This window comes from Pseudomonas sp. NPDC090201, assembly GCF_044746825.1.
Lineage (GTDB): Bacteria > Pseudomonadota > Gammaproteobacteria > Pseudomonadales > Pseudomonadaceae > Aquipseudomonas > Aquipseudomonas putida_AD.
This window is the reverse complement of record NZ_JBIVCX010000003.1, coordinates 69,229-88,516: the sequence shown is the minus strand read 5'-3', so window position 1 is coordinate 88,516 and position 19,288 is coordinate 69,229. Positions and strand designations below refer to the sequence as shown.

At 62.8% G+C, this 19,288-nt stretch carries 16 protein-coding genes; 6 read left to right on the top strand and 10 right to left on the bottom strand.

Annotated elements, in window-relative coordinates; all coding sequences use genetic code 11:
• Positions 1–111 precede the first annotated feature (111 nt).
• Together ACIPOO_RS10540 and ACIPOO_RS10535 are read left to right on the top strand one after the other, a co-directional pair.
• Positions 112–660 (top strand): TetR/AcrR family transcriptional regulator, encoded by a 549-nt coding sequence (locus ACIPOO_RS10540; protein ID WP_400606509.1) that lies wholly within the window; start codon positions 112–114, stop codon positions 658–660.
• A 72-nt stretch (positions 661–732) separates the two neighbouring features.
• Positions 733–2,034, top strand: coding sequence for a leucine-rich repeat-containing protein kinase family protein (locus ACIPOO_RS10535; protein WP_400606507.1), 1,302 nt, complete (start codon positions 733–735; stop codon positions 2,032–2,034).
• A gap of 538 nt (positions 2,035–2,572) precedes the next feature.
• Here ACIPOO_RS10535 and ACIPOO_RS10530 read toward each other — a convergent pair.
• Positions 2,573–3,277, bottom strand: coding sequence for a YebC/PmpR family DNA-binding transcriptional regulator (locus tag ACIPOO_RS10530; RefSeq protein ID WP_400606505.1), 705 nt, complete (start codon positions 3,275–3,277; stop codon positions 2,573–2,575).
• Positions 3,278–3,634: 357 nt separating this feature from the next.
• On the opposite strand from ACIPOO_RS10530, the gene ACIPOO_RS10525 reads away from it, so the two are divergent.
• Complete coding sequence (locus ACIPOO_RS10525; RefSeq protein WP_400607697.1) at positions 3,635–5,395, top strand: type VI secretion system Vgr family protein; 1,761 nt, start codon at positions 3,635–3,637, stop codon at positions 5,393–5,395.
• A gap of 8 nt (positions 5,396–5,403) precedes the next feature.
• On the opposite strand, the gene ACIPOO_RS10520 is transcribed toward ACIPOO_RS10525, so the two are convergent.
• The 3 genes from ACIPOO_RS10520 to ACIPOO_RS10510 form a co-directional block, all read right to left on the bottom strand.
• Entirely contained in the window at positions 5,404–6,177 is a 774-nt protein-coding gene (locus ACIPOO_RS10520) for an enoyl-CoA hydratase (protein WP_400606503.1), read from the bottom strand.
• A gap of 146 nt (positions 6,178–6,323) precedes the next feature.
• A complete protein-coding gene (locus tag ACIPOO_RS10515) occupies positions 6,324–7,532 on the bottom strand; it encodes an acetyl-CoA C-acyltransferase (protein WP_400606501.1) in 1,209 nt (402 codons plus the stop codon).
• A gap of 16 nt (positions 7,533–7,548) precedes the next feature.
• Positions 7,549–8,316: a 3-hydroxyacyl-CoA dehydrogenase gene (locus ACIPOO_RS10510; protein WP_274133487.1), complete on the bottom strand. Its 768-nt coding sequence runs from the start codon at positions 8,314–8,316 to the stop codon at positions 7,549–7,551.
• Positions 8,317–8,574: 258 nt separating this feature from the next.
• Here ACIPOO_RS10510 and ACIPOO_RS10505 point away from each other — a divergent pair, with 258 nt between their 5' ends.
• Entirely contained in the window at positions 8,575–9,441 is an 867-nt protein-coding gene (locus ACIPOO_RS10505; RefSeq protein ID WP_400606499.1) for a shikimate dehydrogenase, read from the top strand.
• Positions 9,442–9,721: 280 nt separating this feature from the next.
• Here the strand turns inward: ACIPOO_RS10505 and ACIPOO_RS10500 are convergent, their stop codons facing one another.
• Both ACIPOO_RS10500 and quiC read right to left on the bottom strand, forming a co-directional pair.
• On the bottom strand, positions 9,722–10,393 hold the full coding sequence (locus ACIPOO_RS10500) for a TetR/AcrR family transcriptional regulator (protein WP_274133485.1): 672 nt from the start codon (positions 10,391–10,393) through the stop codon (positions 9,722–9,724).
• An 89-nt stretch (positions 10,394–10,482) separates the two neighbouring features.
• Positions 10,483–12,390 carry a 3-dehydroshikimate dehydratase QuiC gene (gene quiC / locus ACIPOO_RS10495; protein WP_400606496.1) on the bottom strand — a complete coding sequence of 636 codons (1,908 nt, stop codon included), beginning with the start codon at positions 12,388–12,390 and terminating at the stop codon, positions 10,483–10,485.
• Between the two features lie 306 nt (positions 12,391–12,696).
• Here quiC and ACIPOO_RS10490 point away from each other — a divergent pair, with 306 nt between their 5' ends.
• Positions 12,697–14,037 carry an MFS transporter gene (locus ACIPOO_RS10490; protein WP_274133501.1) on the top strand — a complete coding sequence of 447 codons (1,341 nt, stop codon included), beginning with the start codon at positions 12,697–12,699 and terminating at the stop codon, positions 14,035–14,037.
• 175 nt (positions 14,038–14,212) lie between these two features.
• On the opposite strand, the gene ACIPOO_RS10485 is transcribed toward ACIPOO_RS10490, so the two are convergent.
• Entirely contained in the window at positions 14,213–15,100 is an 888-nt protein-coding gene (locus ACIPOO_RS10485; protein WP_400606494.1) for a DMT family transporter, read from the bottom strand.
• 400 nt (positions 15,101–15,500) lie between these two features.
• Between ACIPOO_RS10485 and ACIPOO_RS10480 the strand changes: the two genes are divergently transcribed.
• A complete protein-coding gene (locus tag ACIPOO_RS10480) occupies positions 15,501–16,688 on the top strand; it encodes an OprD family porin (protein WP_400607694.1) in 1,188 nt (395 codons plus the stop codon).
• A gap of 160 nt (positions 16,689–16,848) precedes the next feature.
• On the opposite strand, the gene pcaC is transcribed toward ACIPOO_RS10480, so the two are convergent.
• From pcaC to pcaG, 3 genes are read right to left on the bottom strand one after another with little or no spacing between them, the layout of a single operon-like run.
• On the bottom strand, positions 16,849–17,250 hold the full coding sequence (gene pcaC, locus ACIPOO_RS10475) for a 4-carboxymuconolactone decarboxylase (RefSeq protein ID WP_400606491.1): 402 nt from the start codon (positions 17,248–17,250) through the stop codon (positions 16,849–16,851).
• Positions 17,251–17,261: 11 nt separating this feature from the next.
• Entirely contained in the window at positions 17,262–18,632 is a 1,371-nt protein-coding gene (locus ACIPOO_RS10470; protein ID WP_400606488.1) for a 3-carboxy-cis,cis-muconate cycloisomerase, read from the bottom strand.
• 45 nt (positions 18,633–18,677) lie between these two features.
• Complete coding sequence (gene pcaG / locus ACIPOO_RS10465) at positions 18,678–19,280, bottom strand: protocatechuate 3,4-dioxygenase subunit alpha (RefSeq protein WP_400606486.1); 603 nt, start codon at positions 19,278–19,280, stop codon at positions 18,678–18,680.
• Positions 19,281–19,288: the final 8 nt, after the last annotated feature.

The window sequence follows — 19,288 nt, the reverse complement described above, 5'->3', positions numbered from 1 at the left end:
GACACGGGTACACTCTCTCGAAAAAGCACGCATTAAAAGCTAATAATTTGCTTTAGTGAGTGTGCGAGCTAAATCCGCTTAAAGCAAATACTTTGTGTTAGGGTCCGCTTCATGGCTATCAAAGAAGGCATTCGCACCGGCGGACGTAGCGCCCGGGTGCAGACATCGATCCACGCCGCAGTGCGTGATCTGTTGCAGGAACTGGACCGCTCCGCCCTCAGCGTGCCGATGATCGCCGCGCGGGCGGGTGTCACGCCTTCGACCATCTATCGACGCTGGGGCGACCTGACCTCGCTGCTCGCCGACGCCGCCGTGGAGCGCCTGCGCCCTGACGAGCCGGTGGATTGCGGCAACCTGCGCGACGACCTGCGCACCTGGGTCGAGGTCTACCTGGAAGAAACCAGCTCCGCCCCAGGCCGGGAAATGATGCGCGATGTGGTGGGCAGCAGCGCCACCCTGTGCTCCGGCAAATGCCTGAACATGGTGCGTGACCAGTTGCAGATCATCATCGACCGCGCACAGGAACGCGGCGAGCGCAGCCCCGACGCCGATGAGCTGATCGATGCGGTGGTGGCGCCCATGGTCTACCGCATTCTCTACGCCGAATCGGCCCCGAGCCTCGAACGCATGTACCAGTTGCTGGACCGTTGCCTGGGCTGATCCCTGCGCCGTTAGCCACAGTGCCCGCCGACTCGCTATGATGGCGGGCCCTGAACCACGGCAGCCGTTACCATGCACACCCTTGAAGATCTGCGCGCCGGCAAACTGGCCGGTATCACGCGACTGGACCTCAGCTGTGGCCTGACGCACTTTCCCGATGAGATCTTCAGCCTCGCCGATTCGCTTCAGGTGCTGAATCTGAGCGGCAACCAGCTGACTGATCTGCCTGCGGACCTGCATCGGCTCGAACACCTGCAGATCATCTTCTGCTCGAACAATCCGTTTACCCGCCTGCCCGAAGCGCTGGGCCGGTGCGAGCAGCTGTTTTTCGTCGGGTTCAAATCCTGCCAGATCGTTGAAGTGTCACCCCGCGCGCTGCCGCCGCGCTTGCGCTCGCTGGTGCTGACCGACAACCGCATCGAGTCGCTTCCCGAGGAGCTCGGGCAATTCGAACACCTGCAAAAGCTGATGATAGCGGGCAACCGGCTGACCAGCCTGCCAGCCTCGCTGGCGTCGTGCGAACGGCTGGAACTGGTGCGCATCGCCGCCAACCGGATGCGCCAACTGCCCGACTGGCTGCTGAACATGCCTGCCCTGGCCTGGCTGGCGTTCGCGGGCAACCCGCTGCACGACGCCCATATCGAGGACCCCATCCGCCAGATTCCATGGTCGCAACTGACGCTGCACGACGTGCTCGGCGAAGGTGCCTCGGGGATCATTCATCGGGGCGAATGGCGGGATGATCAAGGCGTTCCACAGGACGTCGCGGTCAAATTGTACAAAGGCGACCTGACCAGCGACGGCTCGCCCCTCGACGAAATGGCCGCCTGCATCGCCGCCGGCCAGCACCCGGACCTGATTCCATTGCTGGGCCAGATCTGCGGCCATCCGCAGCAGGCACGGGGCCTGGTGATGGAACTGATTTCCCCGCGCTTCACCACCCTCGCCCGCCCGCCGAGCCTGCAATCCTGCACCCGCGACGTGTATAACGGCACCCGCATGACCCTGGCCACCGTCCAGCGAATGGCCACCGGCATCGCCTCGGTCTGCCGCCACCTGCACGCCCGAGGAATCAACCACGGCGACCTGTACGCCCACAACATCCTCTGGACCGAAAACGGTGAATGCCTGCTCGGGGATTTCGGCGCGGCCGCGTTTTATCCCGACCAGGAAACCGGACAGATGCTGGAACGCATTGAAGTAAGGGCATTCGGCATCCTGCTGGGCGAATGGCTGGAGCGTTGCGATGCCAGCGAAGAGCAGACAGCCCCGTTGCGAGCGTTGCAAGGGCGATGCGTACAACCAGACGTCATGGCCCGCCCGGATTTCGCCAGCGTCGAACAATCGATCCGAGAAAGCAAAACCCAACCGTAGCAGCACGGCTTGCCGGCGGGGACGATCTTACGGCCGCCGTCGCGGGCAAGCGCGCTCCTACAAGATCGGGGGCGATTTCGAGGACGCCCCCGCCGGCAAGCCGTGCTGCTACGGGGCGGTGTACAACCGAAGCTTTTGATCTTGATCTTCATACGCGATGGCACAGGCGCCGCAGAATGCGACGTCAAGGCGCCAGGCCGAGCGCAGGTGTCGTGGAGGGGGATGAGCGGCAGGGATGCCGCTAGCCGTGCGGGCCATGGACGGCGCTCAGATGGACGGGACGGCGTGCCCCCGGAGCGGCGCCGGAGTGAGGGAACCCGACGCAGTCGGGCCCAGCCAGGAGCAAATGGTTTGCCTACTTTCCCGAAAGAAAGTAGGTCGCCCGTAAGGGGCGAAACCCTAGGCCAAAACCACCGCGCCGACGGATATACCCACCGACATCAGAGTCGAGCACGCCGACGCGGAGCGTCAGGACAGCCGTTCCCACGCGGAGCGTGGGAACCATCAGCGGTGCAAAGCGCGGGCACAAAAAAACAGCTTACCCCGCCAACCCCACATAAACGTTCTGCACATCATCATGGCTATCGATCGCTTCCAGGAACGCCTCGACCTCAGCCATCTGCTCATCACTCAAACCCGACACCGGATTCTTCGGGCGATACCCGATCTTCGCCGACTCAACCGTAAACCCCTGCTCCGGCAGCGCCTTGCACACCGCATCCAGATCCGTGGTTTCGGTGTAGAACAGCGTCACACCCTCATCGCCCGCTTCAACATCCTGCGCACCCGCCTCGATGGCCGCTTCGTCAGCATCGGCATCAGCCTTCTCTGCAACAGCCTCGATCATGCCCAGGTGCTCGAAGTCCCAGGACACCGAACCCGCCGCCCCCAACTGGCCCTTGCGGAACAGCACGCGGATTTCGGCAACCGTGCGGTTGACGTTGTCAGTCAGGCACTCGACGATCACCGGCACCTGGTGCGGGGCAAAACCTTCGTAAGTGAGTTTTTCGAAGTGAACATGCTCGCCCAGCAGACCCGCGCCCTTCTTGATCGCGCGCTCCAGGGTTTCGCGGGGCATCGAGGCCTTCTTCGCCTGCTCGACCACCAGACGCAGACGCGAGTTCATGTCTGGGTCAGCGCCGGAACGGGCGGCAATCATGATTTCCTTGGACAGCTTGCCGAAAATCTTGCCTTTGGCGTTGGCTGCTGCTTCTTTGTGTTTGACCTTCCACTGTGCGCCCATGATTGCTCTCTTTGTTCCGGTGGCGATTGACCGTCAGGCTGGCCCGGCGTGGCGCGCCGGACGGTGACGATGAATGCTGAAAAGGTGATCGATAATCCTGCGCCGGTACAGATTGACGGCGCCCGGCGCATTTTATACGCGATCACGCCAGATGAAACCCCCGCCTGTGCCAGTCGATCAAACTGGGGCCGATAAGTTTCGCGGAAAACGACACTACAGCGCATCAGATATGCACACACGATCTGTAGGCCATTTCCGAAAATTTGCCAAGCGCCCTTTTGGCCTGTGGGTTTTCGTACCCTCTGCACCTCCAATTTTCAGGGCAGACAGCGGATGCACCACGACCAGCACGTGACAATGACTTTGGCCATCGCCGAAGGCCCGGGCGATCTGCAGGTCATCGGCATCAATGGTCATGAGCGGCTCAACCGGCCCTTTTGCTTCGATGTCGATCTGGTAAGCCGCGACCCGGCGCTGAACTGCATGGATCTGTTGCAGCGTGATGCCCGCCTGACCGTCGGGCCGGATGAAGCTGCCCACAACTCCTTTCATGGCCGGATCCAGGCCGCCCGACCTCTGTTTCAAGGCCCGGAACTGAGCCTCTATCGCCTGCGACTGATGCCCGATGTCGAGCGCCTTGCCAACCGGACCAGGCGCCAGGCCTGGAACGGCCTGACAGCCCCGCAGATCATCGAGCGCCTGCTACGCGATCACCAACTGGCAGACGACGCGTTTCGCTTCGACCGCCTGGTCGGCGAATACCCACCCCGGGAACACTGCGTGCAGTTCGACGAAACCGACCTGCATCTGCTGCAACGCCTGTGTGAAGAGGAAGGCATCGGTTTTCGTTTCGAACACCTGGCCGGCCGCCAGGTGCTGGTGTTTTCCGATGATCCGGCAGGCTTTCCCGAGTGGCCCGAGGCGGTTGAGGTCGAGCATCTGGCCGAACAATGGTCGATGCGCACCTGCTACAGCAGCCACGCCGCAGACTGCGACACGCCTCAAGGCCGGCATCAGCTCAGCGTGCGCACCCTTGAGCGGGTGCGCTGCGAACGCCGGGATATCATGGGCCGCAGCGCCCGCCCCTGGTTACGCAGCGGACAGGTGATCCGTGTCGCGGGTCACCCGGATGCGCTGTTCAACGATCAATGGCTGCTGACCGAGGTACGGCACCGGGCGCGGCAATTGGCGCCGCTGCGTGATGCGCGGGCGGAAAACATCATCGGGATTCTTCACGCCATGGCAACCGACGACATCGCCGCGACCTTTGGAAACGGCGACCACAACCCAAGGCACGCACTCGACCAGTCGCGTCTGCACAGCTACTCCAACGATTTTCGGGTGCTGCCGTGGACGATGCCGTTCCGCCCGTCCCTGGCGCATCCGAAACCGCTGGTGTCAGAAGTGCTGCTCGCCACACAGACCCACCCGCAAGCAGACCCGGCCGGACGAATCAGGATTCGCTACGACTGGCAGGCCGACCTGCCGGAAGGTGGCGAGGACAATTGGGCGCGGGTGGTCAGCAGCGCCGGGGTACTCGATGCCGGAGCACGGGTGCAGGTGAGCTTTTTCGAAGGCGACCCCGATCAGCCGCTGGTTTGCGGCAGCCCTGCCGACACAAGTCAGGCCACCCATCTGGCCCTCACGCTGCAAGTGGACGGCACTTCGCAGGCGCCCGTCGGGCCCGTGCTGCAACTGCGCGATGGCGAGCGGTTGCACATGGACAGCCCGGTCGCGATGTCGCTGCACAGCCCTCACGGGAGGTTATGCATTACCGAATCCGCGGTCGAGGCGATGGTGTTGCAGACTGAAGGCATGCATGACGAAGACTTTCCCCTGCATGACCTGCAGTTGATGCAACCCAACGACGACCAGCAGCCCCTCGCCCACTGTACCTGGTACATCGTGCGCATGGGTACGCCGGACCTGGGCCAACTGGCACGCCTGGCGCCCGGCGATATCCTGTTCGAAGGCAAGACGGACGCCCTGGGCTGGCTGGGACTCGGCCCGCAGGACCTTGTGCGGCTGAACCGACTGCAGCAGCGCCCGGAGAAACCGCTGTGGCTGGTCCATCCGGGTCACTGTCGTTCGCTGCGCAGCGTGCTGCGGCGCATTTGAAGCAAGGCTCAGCGGTGCTTGAAATCGGGCTCGCGCTTCTCGATGAACGCGGCCATGCCCTCTTTCTGGTCGGCACTGGCGAAGGCTGCATGGAACACCCGGCGTTCGAAGCGCACACCTTCGGTCAGGTTGACCTCGAACGCCCGATTGACGCTTTCCTTGACCATCATCGCCACCGGCAGCGATTTGCTGGCAATGCCATGGGCCACTTTCAGCGCCTCTTCAAGCAGTTGGTCCTGAGGCACGATACGCGCCACCAGCCCAGAGCGCTCCGCTTCGACGGCGTCGATCATGCGCCCGGTCAGGCACATTTCCATGGCCTTGGCCTTGCCTACCGCGCGGGTCAGGCGCTGGGTGCCGCCCATGCCGGGCAACACGCCCAGCTTGATTTCCGGCTGGCCGAACTTCGCGGTATCGGACGCCAGGATGAAGTCGCACATCAGCGCCAATTCGCAGCCGCCACCCAAGGCAAAACCCGACACCGCCGCGATGATCGGCTTGCGGCGATTCGCCACCCGGTCGCTTTCGCTGAACAGGTCGTCGAGGTAGATCTGCGGGTAGGTCAGCTCGGCCATTTCCTTGATGTCGGCACCGGCGGCAAACGCCTTGGCGGAACCGGTGAGGACGATGCAGCCGATGTCGCGGTTGCTTTCGAGTTCGTCCAGGGCGTGGTTCAGCTCGCTGATCAATTGTGCGTTTAGCGCATTCAGCGCCTGGGGGCGGTTGAGGGTGATCAGCGCAACGCGGCCTTGAATTTCTTTGAGGATCGTTGTGTAGCTCATGGGGTTTGTCCGTTTTGTTGTATGAGGTGGGTCGGTTCAGGGACGGCGGCGCGTTTGCGGACGTCCCCGCGGGCAAGCCCGGCTGCTACGGGGACAGTGTGCGCCCTCGTAGCAGTCCGGCTTGCCGGCGTCGGCGTCTCGGCGGGCTACACCAATTCCACGGCCATCGCCGTCGCCTCGCCACCGCCGATGCAGATGGCCGCGACGCCGCGCTGCAAACCGCGTTGTTTCAGGGCCGAGAGCAGGGTCACCAGAATCCGCGCACCCGACGCACCGATCGGATGGCCCAAGGCACATGCCCCGCCGTTGACGTTGACCTTTTCATGGGACAATTCGAGCTTGCTCATGGCCACCAGCGCCACCACGGCGAAGGCTTCGTTGATCTCGAACAGATCGACGTCGCTCAGCGTCCAGCCGGTCTTGCTCATGAGCTTTTCAATCGCACCAATCGGCGCAGTGGGAAACAGGCCCGGCTTGTTGGCGTAGGCCGCGTGGCCACGAATCACCGCCAAAGGCTGCAACCCGCGACGCCGGGCTTCGGACTGGCGCATCAGCACCAGTGCCGCAGCGCCGTCGGAAATCGAGCTGGAGTTGGCCGCTGTTACCGTGCCGCCCTGGCGGAATGCAGGCTTGAGGTCAGGGATCTTGTCCAGGCGGGCCTTGGGCGGTTGCTCATCCTGGGTGATGGTTTTCTGTTCCTTGCCGACGGTGACCTGCACCGGAACGATCTCGGCATCGAAGCGCCCTTCCTTGATCGCGTCCTGGGCCCGGGTCAGGGAGGCGATGGCAAAGGCGTCCTGTGCCTCACGGCTGAAGCTTTCGAAAGAGGCGCATTCCTCAGCGAATGTACCCATCAGCCGACCGCGTTCGTAGGCATCTTCCAGGCCGTCGAAAAACATGTGGTCGATGACCTTGCCGTGGCCCATGCGGTAGCCAGCACGGGCCTTGTCCAGCAGGTAGGGGGCGTTGGACATGCTCTCCATGCCTCCCGCGACCACCACCTCAGCGCTGCCCGCCAGCAACAGGTCGTGGCCCATGATGGCCGCCTGCATGCCCGAGCCGCACATCTTGTTCAGGGTGGTACACAGGGTGCCATTACCAAGACCGGCACCCAGCGCCGCCTGGCGCGCCGGCGCCTGACCGAGCCCTGCGGGGAGTACGCAACCGAACAGCACCTGTTCGACATCGGCGGCGCCCAAACCAGCCCGCTCGACGGCGGCACGAATGGCCACCGAGCCCAGTTGCGGCGCGGTCTGGCTGCTCAAGTCGCCTTGAAAACCGCCCATGGGCGTACGCACGGCGCTGACAATGACGACCGGGTCTTCGATCAGGGTCTGACGTGTGTTCAGTGACATGATGATTCCTCCTCGTTTAACGAGCCGCCATGCGCAAGGCGCCATCCAGGCGGATCACCTCGCCGTTGAGCATGGTGTTTTCGATGATGTGGCGCACCAGGGCTGCGTATTCCGCAGGCTTGCCCAGGCGTGGCGGGAACGGCACACCGGCGGACAGGCTTTCGCGCACTTGTTCGGTCATGCCGGCCATCATCGGCGTTTCGAAGATGCCGGGGGCGATGGTCATGACGCGGATGCCGTAGCGTGCCAGCTCCCGCGCGGCGGGCAGCGTCAGGCTGGCGATGGCGCCCTTGGACGCGGCGTAGGCGGCCTGGCCGATCTGGCCATCGAACGCCGCCACCGAGGCGGTGTTGATGATGACGCCGCGCTCCCCGCCTTCGTCGGCAGTGCCCTGGGCCATCGCCGCAGAGGCGAGACGCAGCAGGTTGAAACTGCCGATCAGGTTGACGTTGATGACCCGGCTGAAACTGGACAGCGCGTGGGGGCCTTCCTTGCCGAGGATTTTTTCTGCGCCGACGATGCCCGCGCAGTTCACCAGGCCGTTGACCTGGCCGAACTCGGCGAGGGTTTTGGCGACGGCAGCCTGGGCGGCGTTTTCATCGGTGATGTCTGTGACACTGGCCCGGGCGTTGCTCCCCAGTTTCTCGACCTGCGCCTCAAGGGCCTGGGCGTTGACGTCGACCAGCATCACGCTGGCGCCCGCCTCGACCAGCATCTGTGCCGTGGCCGCGCCGAGACCCGATGCACCGCCACTGACCAGAAATACCTTGCCTTGGATTTGCATGAGGGTGTCTTCCTTACACTTTTATTGTTGTGGCTTTGATGACTCAAACAGCGAAATACTCCGCCCCTGCGCTCGAATGGGCAATAGTCAAAGCGCGCATCCCTTGTGGCGGTTTTGGCCATCGAGGAATCGGGCGATTATCGAACGGATTGCTCCAGTGGCTGACATCGGGGGGTTCTACGAAATTAACTATCTGGTACATTTTGCTCAACAAGGGCGACCGCTCGCTGGAACGCCGAATAACAAGAGTGATTTTCCATGACCTCCACCGCTGCACGCCCTTCCATTCTCGCCGGCCTGATCGGCGCCGGTATCCAGGCTTCGCGCACGCCATCCCTGCACGAACATGAGGGCGATGCCCAGGGCATGCGCTATCTGTATCGCATCATTGATCTGGATGCACAGAAGCTCGACATAACGGCCCTGCCGGGGCTGATAGAGGGTGCTCAGCGCACGGGCTTCACCGGGTTGAACATCACCTATCCGTGCAAGCAGGCGGTGATTCCCCTGCTCGATGAGCTTTCCCCTGAGGCGCGCAGTATCGGCGCGGTCAATACCGTGGTGTTCCGGGACGGCAAGCGTGTAGGCCATAACACCGATTGCCTCGGGTTTGCCGAGGGGTTTCGCCGTGGTCTGGGTGACGTGGCTCGAGGCCGTGTGGTGCAGATGGGTGCCGGTGGCGCCGGGGCTGCGGTGGCCCATGCATTGCTCAGCGAAGGGGTTGAGCAATTGAGTATTTTCGAGGTGGACCCCAGCCGGGCGCAAAGCCTGGTGGACAACCTCAATGCGCATTTCGGACCGGGACGCGCGCGGGTCGGTCTGGACCTGGCCACGGCGGGGGCCGAGGCGGACGGTCTGGTCAACACCACGCCGGTGGGCATGAGCAAGCTGCCCGGCACCCCGGTGGCCGCCGCGTTGCTGCACGCCCGGCTGTGGGTGGCGGAGATCATCTATTTCCCGCTGCAGACGCAATTGCTCGCCGACGCCCGGGCGTTGGGTTGCCGCACGCTGGACGGGAGTACCATGGCGGTGTTTCAGGCGGTCAAGGCGTTCGAATTGTTCACCGGCAAAAAAGCCGATGCCACCCGGATGCAGGCGTTTTTCAATACGCTGAACATTCCGTAGCAGCACGGCTTGCCGGCGGGGGCGATCTCAAGTACGCCGTCGCGGGCAAGCGCGCTCCTACAGGGAGTGTTGGGGTCCATGCGGTCCGTAGCAGCACGGCTTGCCGGCGGGCGCGATCTTAAGTACGCCGTCGCGGGCAAGCGCGCTCCTACAGGGAATGTTGGTGTCCATGCGGTCCGTAGCAGCACGGCTTGCCGGCGGGAGCGATCTTGAGGACGCCCCCGCGGGCAAGCCCGGCTGCTACGACGATTTGTGTCGCCCACATGGTCCGGGGGGGCCATCAAGGCATCAGGTACCGCGTCACCGAATCGCTGATCATCGCCTTGTGCCGTGCGCGGGTGGCCTGGTCTTCCAGGTCGATCTGGAAGATTTCCGAGAACGTGTGGCGGTTGGACACGCGATAGAAACAGAACGAACTGATCAGCATATGCAGATCCACCGCCTGCACCCCCTGCCTGAACACCCCTTCCTTTTCCCCGCGTCGCAAGGTTTCGTCCAGCGCGTGCAAGACGTTCTGGCTCAATGCGCGAATGGTCGGCGACTGCTTGACGTTGTCGCCGTTGTGAATGTTCTCGATGCAGACGATGCGCACGAAATCGACATTGCGGTCGTGGTGATCGAAGGTGAATTCGACCAGGCGCTGGATCGCTTCCATGGGCTCGAGCACGTCAAGCTTGAGGCTGCTTTCGGTGTGGCGGATGTCGCCGTAGAGCTTTTCCAGCACCTCGGCGTACAGTTGTTCCTTGCTGTTGAAGTAGTAGTAGATCATCCGTTTGGATGTCTGCGTACGTTCAGCGATGGAGTCGACCCTGGCGCCTGAAAGGCCTTGGGCCACGAACTCGGCGACGGCAGCCTGGAGGATGCCGTCGCGGGTCTTTTCCGGATTGTTCTTGCGGCCCTTGCGTGGCGTCTCTACGGGCGCTTCTGCGAGGGTGTCGTCGACGTTTTTCATGCTTGGCTCACGACCACGGTGGAATCACCCCAGTATGAGCCGCATGCTCGCGTTACGGAAGCGGCATATGCCAGCTTGCCATCAGCCGGTCACAGCCGTGCCTGGCGCGTCGAGCCACTGCGGGACTTGGCCATGGCCGCCAGCCGCACCGCGACGTTGGCCGCGCCGTAGCCCACATAGTCATTCTTGCGTTGCAGGATCTCGAAGAAAAACCGCCCGTCGAATGCCTCGGTGTACACGTGAAACAGCTCGCCGCCATTGGCGTCGCGATCATAAAGGACGTTGTAATAGGCCAGTTCGCTGAGGAACTCGTCATCGAAATCGAAGCGGGCGGCCAGGTCGTCGTAATAGTTGAGCGGGATGTCCAGCAACTGCACCCCGGCCTCCTTGGCGCGGGCCACCTGGGCGAAGATGTCGTCGCAGGAAAACGCGATGTGGTGCACGCCCGATCCCCGGTAGCTGGACAGCGCGTGGGAAATTGCCGTGTTGCGGTTCTCCGAAATGTTCAACGGCAGGCGCACGGTGCTGCACTGGCTGCGCAGGGCCCGGCTCTTTACCAGGCCGTAGGGGTCAGGCAGCACCACTTCGTCGTCGGCTTCGAAATCCAGGATGCTCTTGTAGAACAGCACCCAGCTATCGAGGCTGTCGGCAGGCAGTGCCATGGCCATGTGGGCGATACGCTGCAACCCGCCTTCGACCGGCGCCGTGGCGCTGATATTGAAGTCGCTGTCGTAGATCGACTGGCCAGGCGCTGCCGGTTCGACCAGATAGATCAGGCTGCCATCGGGTGCGCGCACCGCAGGGATTTCCCGCTCGTTCGGCCCCACCAGGCCGCGATAGGGTTGGCCCTTGTACTGGCGCGCCCGCTCCAGCGCCGCGTCGCCGTTCTGCACGCGCAAGGCCGTGGCGCACAGCGACGGCCCGTGGGATTCGAAAAAACTGTGGGCGAAGGAATACGGCTCTGCGTTGAGCACGATCTTGATATCGCCCTGCCCCAGCAGGCTCACGGCCTTGGAGCGGTGCTGGCCGAGCCGCGCGAACCCGAGGTTTTCCAGCCAGCCGGCCAGGCGCGCACCTTGTGCATCATCGACAGCGAATTCGAGAAACTCGACGCCGTCATAGGTGCTGGCCGCAGGCGGTGCAAACAGCAGTTCCGGCTTGACCGGCTGCTGCTCTTTTTCCAGCAACAGGCGGGTCTTCTCTTCCAGGTACAGCAGCGAGCGCAGGCCGTCAGCGGCATTGGCCCGTGGCGGTGCAGCGCGGAAACCGTCGTTGAAGATCTCAAGGGACAGCGGGCCGGTGTAGCCGCTGCGCAGGATCGGCGCGAGGAAACCCGGAAGGTCGAACTCGCCTTGCCCCGGGAAGCAGCGGAAGTGGCGGCTCCATTCCAGCACGTCCATGGCCAGCAGCGGCGCATCGGCCATCTGCACAAAGAAGATCTTGTCACCGGGAATGTCGGCGATGGCGCCTGGATCGCCCTTCAGCGACAGGGTATGGAAGCTGTCGAGCAGCACGCCCAGCGCCGGGTGATCGACCTTGCGCACCAGGTTCCACACCTGTTGCCAGGTGTTCACATGGCGGCCCCAGGCAAGCGCCTCGTAACCCACCCGCAGGTTGCGGGCACCGGCGCGCTCGGCCAGCAGCGACAGGTCGTCCAGCAGGATGTTTTCTTCACCCACAGAGTCAGCGGCGGTGTTGCTGCACACCAGCACGAGGTCAGTGCCCAGTTCCTGCATCAGGTCGAATTTGCGCTCGGCGCGGTCGACGTTGCGCTGCAGGCGGTCGCGGCGGCAACCTTCGAAATCACGGAACGGCTGGAACAGGGTGATGGCGATCCCCAGGTCAGCACACATCTGGCGCACGTTGCGCGGGCTGCCGTCGTAATACAGAAGGTCGTTTTCGAAGATTTCGACGCCGTCAAACCCGGCGGCGGCAATGGCTTCGAGCTTTTCCGGCAGGGTTCCGCTCAAGGAAACGGTGGCAATCGAGCGCTGCATGTTCTGACTCCTGAATAAATGCACCTGACGGACAGTTCTTGTGGGGATGCTCAGGTGTCAAAGCGATTATTCTCTGGGTATTCTGTCACCGCAATTTAAATGTACGGACTGGTTAGTTTTGTGTTCGATAATCGCCCAAAAGCGTTCTGAGTCAATTGACGGTCATTGCCACGGCGCCCACCATCGACTGCACATTGTCGGACAAGGACACCGTTTCACCCGATGCTACTGGCCCAATGCCGCCCTGCATCGCTGTACTCAATACCCGAACCAGACCATAACAATTCCAAGACAGGTTACATGCTCATGCGCTCATACCCTGCTACGCCTGCGCCGGCCGCCGCCACTCCCGTGCACCCTCACGCCGGGATCGGCGAAAAGATCCGCGGCGCCCTCGCCGTCGGCAAGACCCGCTGGGGCATGCTCGCCCTGGTGTTCTGCGCCACCGCCCTGAACTACATCGACCGCGCCGCCCTGGGCGTGATGCAACCGGTCCTGGCCAAACAGATGAGCTGGACGGCCATGGACTACGCCAACATCAACTTCTGGTTCCAGGTCGGCTACGCCATCGGCTTCGTGCTGCAAGGCCGGTTCATCGACAAGGTGGGCGTCAAGCGCGCCTTCTTCCTGGCGGTGCTGCTCTGGAGCTTCGCCACCGGTGCCCATGGCCTGGCGACTTCAGCGGTCGGCTTCATGGTGTGTCGTTTCATCCTCGGCATGACGGAGGCGGCCAACTACCCGGCCTGCGTCAAGACCACACGGCTGTGGTTCCCCGCTGGCGAACGCGCCGTGGCGACCGGGATTTTCAACGCCGGCACCAACGTCGGCGCCATGGTCACTCCCGCCCTGCTGCCGCTTATTCTCAGTGTGTGGGGCTGGCAGGCGGCGTTCATCTGCATGGGCTCGCTCGGGCTGATGTGGGTCATCACCTGGCGCCTGAAGTACTTCAACCCTGAAGAACATCCGACTGTGCGTCAGAGCGAGCTGGACTACATCAATCAGGCCAGCGAACCTGAGCCGGTGGCCGAGAAGGTGCCGTTCTCGCGCATTCTGAAAATGCGCGGCACCTGGGCATTCGCCATTGCCTACGCCCTGACCGCACCGGTGTTCTGGTTCTACCTGTACTGGCTGCCGCCTTTCTTGAACCAGCAATACAACCTGGGCATCAGCGTGACGCAGATGGGCATTCCCCTGATGCTGATCTGGCTGACGGCCGACTTCGGCAGCATCGGCGGCGGCATCCTGTCCTCCTGGCTGATCGGTCGCGGCGTGCGCGCCACCACCTCGCGCCTGATCTCGATGCTGATCTTCGCCCTGACCATCATCAGCGTGGTGTTCGCCGCCAATGCCAGCGGGCTGTGGGTCGCGGTAGCTGCGATTGCCCTGGCTGTCGGCGCGCATCAGGCCTGGACCGCCAACATCTGGAGCCTGGTGATGGACTACACGCCCAAGCACATGATGAGCACGGTGTTTGGCTTCGGTGGGATGTGCGCGGCCATCGGCGGGATGTTCATGACACAGATCGTTGGCGCGGTGCTGACTGCGACGCACAACAATTATGCGGTGTTGTTTACCCTGATTCCTGCGATGTATTTCATTGCGCTGCTGTGGATGTATTTCATGGCGCCGCGCAAGGTTGAGGCGTAAGCGTAGCGGCAGGTTCGGATGCTGGGGGCGGTCTTGAGATCGCTCCCGCGGGCAAGCCCGGCTGCTACGTGTATGTCGTTGTTCACACGGTCCGTAGCAGCCCGGCCGGGCGGCGCTCCGCTTGCCGGCGGGGCGATCTTGAGGTCGCCTTCGCCGGCAAGTGCATTCCTGCGCCCTACCCGCCCTTCTTGCGCTGTTGCCATGCTGCCGCCAGGCCGCTGAGGCAGATGATCGCGATGCCCGCCTGTGCCGTGAGTGACGGCGCATGGTCGAACACGATGTAGCCCCACAACCCGGCGAACACGATCTGGCAATAGCTGAACGGCGCCAGGATCGCCGGCGCCGCGAAGCGAAACGCCTGGGTCAGCATCAGGTGCGCAACCATCCCGCAGGTCCCCAGGGCCAGCATGAACGGCAGGTGTTTCCACTCAGGTGACTGCCAGAAGAACGGCACGATCGCACTCATCAACAGCGTATTGAACAGCCCGGCGAAGAAGTTGCTGGTGGTCGGGCTGTCATGGGCAGCCACCAACCGGGTCAACAGCTGATAAAACGCGAAGCACAACGCCGACGCCAGCGGCAACAGCACCGCCGGGGTGAACAACTCGCCTCCCGGATGCACGATCACCATCACCCCGCTGAACCCCACCAGCACGGCGATCCATTGCCCTCCCGTCACGGTTTCCTTGAGCAGCGGCACCGACAGTGCCGTGACCAGCAACGGCGCAAGGAAGTTGACTGCGGTAGCCTCGGCAATCGGGATGTACATCAGGCCCGAGGTGAACAGCAGGCTCGTCCCCAACAGGCACATCGCGCGCAAGGCCTGCAGCAGCGGTTTTTTGGTACGCAACACGCGCAACCCCGCCGACGGCATGAAAATGCACGCCATCAGCCCCGTGTGCACCACATAGCGCACCCACACCACCATCATGATCGGGTAAATGCCGGAGAGGTACTTGGACAGGGTGTCGTGGGTGGAAAACAGGAATGTCGCCAGGACGATCAGCGCGATGCCCTTCAGAGGCTGGTTGACGCCGGAGAGCGGCGTGCTGGGGGTACTCATCAGCGTTCCTTTGGTCTTACCGGATTACGGGTGGCTCCGTTGCCTCTTCGAGCACTTGGATAGAGGCTCAAAGCATATAGAAGGCGTTGTCAGATAACCAAAGAAACATCGCAGATTCTGCGTATTTCTCTCATCAGATGACGTGCCTTACTGCGTCCGTGGCGCAACTGCCCGGCAAGCATAATCCCTTCATGCAAACGCTTATGAATCACAATGTACTAACCGGTTAATTAACGTTCGATAATCGCCCAAAACCCGCTTGGGCCAATTGAACGGCCTTGGCCGCCCTCGCACCATGGACCTCAGTTTCGCGTTGCCAATAACTACAAAAAAGGTCTATTCGATGCACAACAAGTCCCTTGTTCCCAGCACGCTGTCCGCTGCAATCGCCCTCACTTCCATGGCCTGCCAGGCCCAGGGATTCGCCGAGGATGCGAAGGTCGGGCTGAACCTGCGCAATTTCTTCATCAACCGCAATTTCGTCGATCCGGCCAACGCCCAGAGCGGCGCGCAGGAATGGACGCAGAACTTCATCCTCGACGCACGCTCCGGCTACACCCCGGGCACGGTAGGATTTGGCCTGGACGCGCTGGGGCTTTACTCGGTCAAGCTCGACGGCGGCAAGGGTTCCGGCGGCACGCAACTGTTGCCGATCCACGACGATGGTCGCCCTGCCGATGACTTCGGAAGGCTGGCCGTGGCAGCCAAGGCGAAAGTCTCCAATACCGAATTGAAAGTCGGCGAATGGATGCCGGTGCTGCCCATCCTGCGCTCGGATGACGGGCGATCACTGCCGCAGACCTTCCGTGGCGGGCAGATCACCTCCAGAGAACTCACCGGGCTGACCCTGAGCGCAGGCCAGTTCCGCGGCAACAGTCCACGCAACGACGCGAGCATGGAAGACATGTCCATGACCGGCAAGGCGGCGTTCACCTCGGACCGCTTCAACTTTGGCGGCGCCGAGTACAGCTTCAATGACAAGCACACCCAGGTGGGGCTCTGGTATGCGCAACTGGAAGACATCTACCAGCAGAAGTACCTCAACCTGATTCACAGCCAGGCGCTCGGCCCGTGGACGCTGGGGGCCAATCTTGGGTATTTCACCGGTGAGGAAGATGGCAGCGCGCGGGCCGGCGATCTGGATAACCGCACCTGGTCGGCGCTGCTGTCGGCGCGGTATCAGGGCAGCACATTTTACCTGGGCCTGCAGAAGGTCAGCGGCGACAACGCCTGGATGCGGGTCAACGGCACCAGCGGCGGCACCCTGGCCAACGACAGCTACAACTCAAGTTTCGATAACGCGCGGGAACGTTCGTGGCAGGTTCGCCATGACTTCGACTTCGCCACCCTTGGCGTGCCAGGCCTGACCCTGATGAACCGCTACATCAAGGGCGATAACGTGCACAGTGGCAGTGTGACGGATGGCGAGGAATGGGCGCGGGAATCGGAGCTGGCCTACGTGATCCAGGCCGGGACGTTCAAGAGCCTGTCGGTGCGCTGGCGCAATTCCACCATGCGCCGGGATTTCAGCAGCAATCAGTTCGATGAGAACCGGTTGATCGTGAGTTATCCGATTTCGATTTTGTAAACACAGAACGTCGGCGCCCACGGTACTCACCTGTAGGAGCGCGCTTGCCCGCGACGGCGATTCGCCTGAGACGAATCCGGTGCCTGACACGGCGCCATCGCGGGCAAGCGCGCTCCTACAGGAATCCGGGGGTGTTGGCGATATTTGCGTTCACCCCGGGTTATTCGGCGTGATGCAGCGACTCCACACCCAACTCGTTCCACACCTCTTCGGCCAAATGAAAGGTCGCGTTGGCCGCCGGAATGCCGCAGTAGATCGCGCTCTGCATCAGCACTTCCTTGATCTCGTCGCGGGTCACGCCGTTATTCTTCGCAGCGCGCAGGTGCAGGCGCAGTTCGCCTTCGCGGTTCATGCCGATCAGCATGGCGATGGTGATCAGGCTGCGGGTGTGGCGCGAGAGGCCCGGCCGGGTCCAGATGTCGCCCCAGGCATGGCGGGTGATCATCTCCTGAAACTCGCCATTGAAAGGCGTCAGTTTCTCCAGGCTGCGGTCCACATGGGCATCGCCCAGCACTTCACGGCGAACTTTCATGCCCGCCTCGTAACGTTGTTTTTCGTCCATTTCTGATCCATTCACTCTTGAAGGAAATTGAAAGCCTGATGCTCGGCGACTGCACGTTCCACCCAGCGCCTGGACTGCCCCAGGTACTGTGACGGATCGAGCAGGTTGTCCAGCGCCTGGGCCGAAAGCTCGGCGCCGATGGCCGGTTCCTCGCCCAGTACCTCACGCAGATGCCTGCCCTGTTCCACTGCACGCCGGCAGCACTGTTCGATCAGGTGATGCGCCGCATCACGGCCGATTCGCTGCGCCAGCGCGATGCTCACCGCTTCCGCCAGTACCAGCCCTTGAGTCAAATCCAGATTGCGCAGCATGCGTGGCGCGTCCACCTCAAGGCCGGGAATCACCGCCAGCGCCTGCTGCAATGACCCCGACACCACGCAGCACAACTGCGGCAAGGTTTCCCACTCGGCATGCCACAGCCCAAGACTGCGTTCGTGTTCCTGGGCCATGGCGCTGAACATCGTCGCCACCAGCCCTGGGGCACGGGTCGCGGCACCGATCATTACCGCCGCGCCCACTGGATTGCGTTTGTGCGGCATGGTCGATGAACCGCCCTTGCCTGCCGCCGCCGGTTCGAACACTTCACCAGCCTCGGTCTGCATCATCAGGCTGATGTCGCGGCCGATCTTGCCGAGGGTGCCGGCCACCAGGCCCAGGAAACTGGCGAACTCCACCAGACGGTCGCGATGGGTGTGCCAGGGTTGGTCCGGCAGCGTGAGTTCGAGCTCCCGGGCCAGCGCCTCGGCCACCGGAAAAGCCATCTCGCCCAGCGCCGCGAGGCTGCCCGACGCGCCGCCGAATTGCAGGCTGAGCAAACGCGGTTTCAGTTCACCGAGGCGCTGACGATGACGGGTGATCGCCCCCAGCCAACCGGCGATCTTCGCACCCAGGGTCACGGGCGTAGCCTGCTGCAGCCAGGTGCGCCCGGCCATCGGTACGTCGGCGTGGCGCCGGGCCTGTTGCGCAAGCCCATCGCCCAGCAGCGCCAGGTCGCGCTCCAGCAAGGCCACGGCTTTGCGCAGTTGCAGCACCAGGCCGGTGTCCATCACGTCCTGGCTGGTGGCGCCCATGTGTACGTAACGTTCGGCGGTTTCGCTGGCGGTCGCGATTTGCCGGCCCAGCGCCTTGACCAGCGGAATGGCCGAGTTGCCCGCGCTGCCGATGGCCACGGCCAGCGCATCGAAGTCATACAGCGAGGCATCGCAAGCGGCCTCGATATCACTGACCACACTGGCCGGAATCGCGCCCACGCAAGCTTCGGCTCGAGCCAGGGCGGCCTCGAAATCCAGCATGCCCTGCACGCGGCCCTGATCGGAAAAGACCTGCCCCATGGCATCTTGGGTGAAATAGCGGTCGAAAAGTTGATTGCCCGGTCTGTTCAACGGAGTGCTCCTGACGGCTTGTGCATCCTGTTCATCGGGTTTCGATCAGAAATCGAAGAACACGGTTTCATTTTCGCCCTGCACACGGATGTCGAAACGATAGGCGACCTTGCCTTCCACGGTGCAGCGTTTGGCGATCAGGGTCTGGCGCCGCTGTGGCTGCTCGATCAGGTTGAGCACGGGATCGACGGCGTTGCTCTGGGCCTCGTCATCGAAGTACAGCCGGGTGTGCAGGTGAATGTTGATGCCACGGGCGAACAGCGAGACGTTGACATGGGGCGCCATGGGCACACCAGCAGCATTGCGCACCACGCCCGGCTTGACGGTGTTGACCAGCCACTCGCCCTCATCAAGGGTCGCGGTACGGCCAAAGCTGTTGAACGGCTTGCCGAGGTCATAATCGGTGTCGTATTCCCCGTCGGCGTTGGCCTGCCACAGCTCCAGGAAGGAGTCGCGGATCAGGTGGCCATTACCGTCATAGACATGGCCCAGCAACACAATGTGCTCGCCCGGCGCGCCTGGCCTTGCCATCTCATTCCAGATTTCCTGCTCACGGGCCGGGTTGCCGGCGGCTTCCAGCGCAAGGCCGATGTGCACATAGGGGCCGGCCGTCTGCGAAGGGGTTTCCGACAGAATTTGAACGGGCATGGTCTTCG